6 protein-coding genes are annotated in these 5,036 nt (G+C 63.1%); all 6 read left to right on the forward strand.

Annotated elements, in window-relative coordinates; genetic code table 11:
- Positions 1-223: hypothetical protein (locus KA184_14775; protein MBP8130840.1), on the forward strand; the 223-nt coding region annotated here is incomplete at its 5' end.
- A gap of 132 nt (positions 224-355) precedes the next feature.
- Positions 356-1,192: a sulfate ABC transporter permease subunit CysT gene (gene cysT, locus KA184_14780; protein ID MBP8130841.1), complete on the forward strand. Its 837-nt coding sequence runs from the start codon at positions 356-358 to the stop codon at positions 1,190-1,192.
- A gap of 1 nt (position 1,193) precedes the next feature.
- Positions 1,194-2,090 (forward strand): sulfate ABC transporter permease subunit CysW, encoded by an 897-nt coding sequence (cysW, locus tag KA184_14785; GenBank protein ID MBP8130842.1) that lies wholly within the window; start codon positions 1,194-1,196, stop codon positions 2,088-2,090.
- 41 nt (positions 2,091-2,131) lie between these two features.
- Positions 2,132-3,208: a sulfate ABC transporter ATP-binding protein gene (locus KA184_14790; protein ID MBP8130843.1), complete on the forward strand. Its 1,077-nt coding sequence runs from the start codon at positions 2,132-2,134 to the stop codon at positions 3,206-3,208.
- A gap of 61 nt (positions 3,209-3,269) precedes the next feature.
- The gene (locus KA184_14795) at positions 3,270-4,223 is read left to right on the forward strand and encodes a hypothetical protein (GenBank protein MBP8130844.1); all 954 of its coding nucleotides are present in this window, start codon (positions 3,270-3,272) and stop codon (positions 4,221-4,223) included.
- Positions 4,224-4,236: 13 nt separating this feature from the next.
- Positions 4,237-5,036 (forward strand): glycoside hydrolase family 3 protein (locus KA184_14800; GenBank protein MBP8130845.1); only part of this gene is annotated, 800 nt, incomplete at its 3' end.

The raw sequence follows: 5,036 nt of genomic DNA on the forward strand, positions 1-5,036 counted from the left end.
TGCGTATCTCGAGTACCTGTATTCGCCGGAGGGGCAGCGCATAGCCGCGAAACACTATTACCGCCCGCGCCACCCGGAGCACGCGGAGCCCGCGGACGTTGCGCGTTTCCCGCAAGTCACCCTGTTCACGATCGACGATGTTTTCGGCGGCTGGCAGAAAGCGCAGAAGGACCACTTCGCTGATGGCGGCATTTTCGACCAGATCTACACGCCGGGACGATGAAATGAGGAAGCGAGAAAACAGCGGACGGGCACGCCGCGGACTCGCGTGTGCCGTCACCCGGCTCGGGGCCAGGCGCGTCTCGTTCGAAGACTCGCTCGCCGGGGCCAGTCCCCGTTCTGCAGGAGTGACCGGATGATGAGATGGCGGCAATTCAGCGTATTGCCCGGTTTCGGGCTGACGCTCGGCTATACCATGCTCTACCTCAGCCTCATCGTGCTGATCCCGCTTTCCGGTTTGTTCCTCAAGACGGCCACGATGACTTGGTCGGACTTCTGGGGCGCCGTGACAGACCCGCGCGTGCTGGCCGGATACAAGCTGACGTTCGGCGCGTCGCTGATCGCCGCGCTGATCAACGCGGTGTTCGGCTTCATAGTGGCGTGGACGCTCGTGCGCTACCGCTTTCCCGGAAAACGAGTCGTGGACGCGATGGTCGACCTCCCGTTCGCGCTGCCTACCGCCGTGTCGGGCATTGCGTTGACGGCCATCTACGCGCGCAACGGCTGGATTGGCAAACCGCTGGAAGCACTGGGCATCCAGGCGGCGTTCTCGCCGATCGGCGTTGTTATTGCGCTGACTTTCATCGGACTGCCCTTTGTCGTGCGCACGCTGCAACCCGCACTGCAAGACCTCGATCCCGAATATGAAGAGGCCGCGGCGAGCCTGGGCGCAACCCGGTTTCAGACGTTCAGAAAGGTGATTGTGCCGGCGATCATGCCCGCGTTGCTCACGGGTTTCGCGCTGGCCTTCGCGCGGGCGATAGGCGAATACGGTTCCGTCGTGTTCATTTCCGGGAACATGCCCATGAAAACCGAGATCGCGAGCCTGCTGATCATCGCGAAACTGGAGCAATACGACTATGCGGGCGCCACGGCCATCGCCGTCGTCATGCTGATCGCTTCCTTCGTGCTGCTCTTTGGCATCAACCTGCTGCAATGGTGGAGCACCCACCGCTATACAAAGGGCGCGTGACATGTCCGCTTCGGCTCCGGTGTCCCAACGTGCGACGCGCTTAGTGTGGCGCAATCCGACGGGCGAGCCCTGGTGGGTGAAGATGCTGTTGATCGGCATCAGCATCCTCTTTCTCGGGCTTTTCCTGCTCGCGCCGCTTGTGGCCGTGTTCACGGAAGCATTGCGCAAAGGCGTCGAGGCCTATTGGGCGAGCTTTCGCGACCCTGCGGCGCTGGCGGCCATCAAGTTGACCCTGATCACGGCGGGTATCGCCGTGCCCGCGAACCTCGTTTTCGGTCTCGCCGCGGCGTGGGCCGTCACGAAATTCCAATTCCGCGGCCGGAATATCCTGGTGACATTGATCGACCTGCCCTTTGCCGTTTCGCCGGTGGTTTCGGGGCTCATCTACGTGCTCCTCTTCGGGAGACAAGGACTGGCCGGTCCGTGGCTTGCGGAAAACGACATCAAGATTATCTTCGCCGTGCCCGGCATTGTGCTGGCAACGGTCTTTGTCACGTTTCCTTTCGTAGCGCGCGAATTGATTCCGCTGATGCAGGAACAAGGCACGGACGAGGAGCAGGCCGCGCTGTTGCTGGGCGCGAATGGCCGCCAGACCTTCTGGCGCGTGACCCTGCCCAATATCAAGTGGGCGCTGCTATATGGCGTTATTTTGTGTAATGCGCGCGCGATGGGCGAATTCGGCGCGGTCTCCGTGGTGTCCGGGCATATTCGCGGCAAGACCAACACCATACCGCTGCACGTCGAGATTCTCTATAACGAGTACAACTTTGTGGCGGCCTTCGCGGTGGCGTCATTGCTGGCCCTGCTGGCACTGGCGACGCTCGTCTTGAAGAGTCTCATCGAGTGGCGCAGCCGGCGGGTCATGAGCGACGAGGACACCGCGCCCGCTGACGCCTGAACGAAAAAGAAACGACGACCCTGCGCAGGGAGGAGTGAATGATGAGCATTGAGGTGCGGCACATTACGAAGACGTTCGGCCGTTTCAAGGCGCTGGACGACGTGAGCCTGGAAGTGCCGGATGGGGAATTGGTGGCGCTGCTCGGGCCGTCCGGTTCGGGCAAGACAACGCTCCTGCGAATCATCGCTGGACTGGACCAGCCGGACCCGCGGCCCGAGAGTGAGATTCTGTTTCACCAGGAGAACGTCGCGCGGCGCGGCGCGGGACAGCGGCACGTGGGTTTTGTGTTTCAGCACTATGCGTTGTTCCGGCACATGACCGTTTTCGAGAACATCGCGTTCGGGATGCGCGTACGGCCGCGGCGGCAGCGGCCATCCAAGGCGGAAATCCAGTCGCGCGTACGCGAATTGTTGCGCTTGATCCAGTTGGAGAACCTCGAAAACCGTTACCCCAACCAGCTGTCCGGTGGGCAGCGCCAGCGCGTCGCTCTGGCGCGGGCGCTCGCCATTGAGCCGCGGGTGTTGCTGCTGGATGAGCCGTTCGGCGCGCTCGACGCGAAAGTGCGTCAGGAACTGCGCCGCTGGCTGCGCCGCTTGCACGACGAGATTCACGTGACCAGCATTTTCGTCACGCACGACCAGGAAGAAGCGTTGGAAGTGGCCGACCTCGTGGTGGTGACCAACGAGGGCCGCATCGAGCAGGTGGGTACGCCGGAAGAAGTGTTTCACAGGCCCGCTACGGAATTTGTGGTCAAGTTCCTGGGCAATATAAACCTGTTTCACGGGCGCGTGGCCGCGGGTGCGGTCACCTTCGGCCCGCTCGTGCTCGGCCAGGCGCAAAAGCCCGTGCCGGACGGCCAGGAAGCCCGCGCGTTCGTGCGTCCTTACGACCTGGAAATCCACCGCAAAAACGGCGACCGTCCGATGCTCGATGCGCGCGTCGTGCGCGTGTTGTCCGCCGGGCCGGTGGTCAAGGTGGAACTCAAAGCGGAAACGGGTGAGCCGCTCTTCGTCGAGGTGCCCCATGACCGGTTCAAGGAACTGAATCTGAAACGGGACGAGCGCGTCTTCGTCAGTGTGCGCGACGCGCGCGTTTTCGTCGAAGACTATGCGATCTAACGAAGTTGATCCTCTTCGTTCCGTTGGCTAGAGTCTGCTGCAAGAGAACCGGAGGGTGTTTGTGCGAAGAGGATGTTGCCTCGGTTGTCTAATCTCGCCGGTGCTCGTGGGCGCGTGTGTCGCGGGTGTGGCGTATCTCGCGGCCAAGATGGACCTCACGCATGAAGCACCGCGTATCGACACGGTGGCGCACATGGGCGGGCAGCCCGAAGTGCTTGTGCGTTTGAACCCCAACGCGCCGGAACTGGTGTCGCTGCTATTGGAGGGTTTTAGCGGCGCGCCGCCGCAATTCGTCACCGCGTTCCTGCCACACGAAGCGACACTGGCCATCGGCTTCGACGGCGAACAGGAACAGGCGTCATGCGTGCTGGCGCTGAGCCTGCGCCGGTTGACGGGCGCGCTCGCGTGGCTCGCAAGCGACCCGGAAGGGTGGCGTATTTCGCCCGTCCAGCAGGGGATTCAGGCCGCCAAGGAAGCCGACGGGCTCTGGGTAGTCCGTTCGCACTGGCCCGTTTCGGGAGAAATGCGGGAGCGCGCCGCCGCATGGTGGCCGGAAGCCCGGTTTGCTCCACTCGAGCTGGAGGGCGGGCATGTGCTCGAAGCGTTGCTCGACAACCGTTCGGGCGGCGCCCTGCTCGCTCTCGAAGCGCTGCTTGCACCCAGGGACTTGGCGCTGGAACAGCGCGAGGCGGTGGTGAACGCGCCGTTTGACATGGAAGCGCAGCGTCTTCCGGGCATCTTCCGGCGGTTGGAAGCGGTCCGCTTGTCAGCTGATATCGAGGAGGCGAACCGCGCAAGGGTGCGCGTGGAGGCCAACGGCCGCGACGAAGCCGCCGCTGAAAGCTTGGCCTTTTTCCTGTACACGCTTCGCGACTTGGCGTATCGCGAATTGATTGAGGAAGACATCGTGCTGACAGGCGACATTCTCGTAAGCGGCGCCGCCGTGCGCGGTATTTTCACCATTGACGGCATTCACGATAGGCTGGTCCGCGCGATTCGGGAGAACGCGCGATAGAAGGAGGCCACACTTGCCTTTGAGCCTGGTCAGCATCCTCTTCTTGTGCGGAACGGCGTGGAATGTCCCGGCGCAAGAGACTGAAGTCGAAGCCATTCTGGCCCGGCTGACGCTCGAGCAGAAAGCGATGCAGATGCATCTCGTTGGTTATGCGGGCATCGCGCTCGCGCCCGAAATGCGCGCCCTGATTGCGGAAGAGCGCATTGGCGGATTCTTCCTGCAGGTTCCGGAAAACTTCACGTTTCCGGAGGAGTGCGCGACGCTCGTTAACGAGATTCAAAGCGTCGCGATGGACGGCGGCCGGGGCATCCCGCTGTTTGTCGCGTTGGACGGGGAGGGCGGCGTGGCCGCGCCGATTCACTACATGCTCGGCGCGACGCCGACGCCGGGCAATATGGCGCTGGGCGCATCGGGGCGGGAAGCGGACGCCTACGCCGCCTATCACACGCTGGGCGTCGAGATGCGCGCGTGCGGTGTTAACGTGAACTTCGCGCCTGCGATAGACGTCCTCACGCGTCCGGAAAACCCGGACTACACGGTCCGCAGTTTCGGCGGAGACATGGCGCGGAACGCGCTCCTGGGCCGCGCGGCGGTGCGGGGCTTGCAGGATGCGGGAGTTATCGCCTGCGCCAAACACTTTCCCGGTCTGGCCTACTACGTGGAGGATACGCACAGCGCCGCGCCACACGTGACCCTGAGCGACGCCGAACTGTGGGAAGGCGGCCTGGGGCATTGGGGCGCGGTCATTGAGGCCGGAACCGGCATGGTCATGACGGGCCATGTGTATATCGATGCATGGGACCCTGATTTTCC

It is taken from the genome of Candidatus Hydrogenedentota bacterium (assembly GCA_018005585.1).
Classification (GTDB): Bacteria; Hydrogenedentota; Hydrogenedentia; order Hydrogenedentales; family JAGMZX01; genus JAGMZX01.

What these genes read in the sequence shown, in the direction of transcription:
- cysT (MBP8130841.1), top strand. Translation starts at nt 356, where the DNA reads ATGATGAGATGGCGGCAATTCAGCGTATTGCCCGGTTTCGGGCTGACG.
- cysW (MBP8130842.1), top strand. Translation starts at nt 1,194, where the DNA reads ATGTCCGCTTCGGCTCCGGTGTCCCAACGTGCGACGCGCTTAGTGTGG.
- KA184_14790 (MBP8130843.1), top strand. Translation starts at nt 2,132, where the DNA reads ATGAGCATTGAGGTGCGGCACATTACGAAGACGTTCGGCCGTTTCAAG.